This is a genomic window from Ruminococcus callidus ATCC 27760 (assembly GCF_000468015.1).
In the GTDB taxonomy this organism is placed as follows: domain Bacteria; phylum Bacillota; class Clostridia; order Oscillospirales; family Ruminococcaceae; genus Ruminococcus_C; species Ruminococcus_C callidus.
In genome coordinates this window covers 1-839 of sequence record NZ_KI260470.1, presented here as the reverse complement: position 1 = coordinate 839, position 839 = coordinate 1, and the positions used below count along the sequence as shown (strand labels likewise).

Sequence of the window (839 nt, the reverse complement as noted above, 5' to 3'; positions counted from 1 at the left end):
GACGGCTTTGCACGCAATCTGCCGAAAAATCTGATAACGCATCTGTCGCACAAGCTTTGTGCGGTGTTGCCCAAAATTTTCCTGCATAACTCCGCCCGCTTCGGGCATACTGAAAGTGTACCGTTCGCCGGAACCTGCGGCGGTAACTTCTTTCAGAACTGGAGCGATCATTATGGAGATCAAAAAGAAAAACAGCAACATTCACTGTTCCGTGACCCAGTGCAAGCACAACATGGTCAGCGAAAACTACTGCGGTCTGGACTGCATCTGTGTGGGCACTCACGAATCCAACCCCACTGTACCGGAATGCACCAACTGTGATTCCTTTGTCAAACGCTGCGGCACAGAGTGCTGAACACGCGTACCGGAGGATTTTTCCTCCGGCTACATAGGGAATCCTTTGGGAAATCGGCTGTTGATTCGTCATGTTGCACAAAAAACAAGGTGCATTCAAATGCAAAACGGCAAAAAAAGTGGGAATCCCTTGTACATTTACGAAAATTCGGGTATAATAAAAGAGTATCCAAGTTCCGAAGGAGGTAGAATTTTCATGTATGATAAAACAATGACGTTTTCCGTCAATGACGAAAAAGAGATCGAAATGAAGAAAACGCTGATGCTTGTATATGATGCACTCACGAAAAAGGGATATAATCCGGTGAATCAGATTGTAGGCTACATTCTCTCCGAGGATCCCACCTACATAACCACATACAACAATGCAAGAAGCCTGATCCGTCATATCGATCGGGACGAACTGTTACAGGCTCTGGTAAAGTCCTATCTGCACCAGTGAGCTGTCCTTTAAGGCAATACCGCACAAAGAGCGTCTGGCAACT

The 839-nt window shown here is 46.2% G+C and carries 2 protein-coding genes; both read left to right on the top strand.

The genetic code is table 11. The annotated features are described in order from the left end of the window. The first annotated feature begins 172 nt into the window (after nt 1–172). The gene (locus tag RUMCAL_RS12110) at nt 173–355 is read left to right on the top strand and encodes a DUF1540 domain-containing protein (RefSeq protein ID WP_040648163.1); all 183 of its coding nucleotides are present in this window, start codon (nt 173–175) and stop codon (nt 353–355) included. Nucleotides 356–550: 195 nt separating this feature from the next. Then, a complete protein-coding gene (locus RUMCAL_RS12105; RefSeq protein ID WP_040648162.1) occupies nt 551–796 on the top strand; it encodes an IreB family regulatory phosphoprotein in 246 nt (81 codons plus the stop codon). Nucleotides 797–839: the final 43 nt, after the last annotated feature.

Excerpts from the sequence above, each read along its gene's own strand:
- RUMCAL_RS12105 (WP_040648162.1), top strand. The coding sequence starts at position 551 with ATGTATGATAAAACAATGACGTTTTCCGTCAATGACGAAAAAGAGATC.
- RUMCAL_RS12110 (WP_040648163.1), top strand. The coding sequence starts at position 173 with ATGGAGATCAAAAAGAAAAACAGCAACATTCACTGTTCCGTGACCCAG.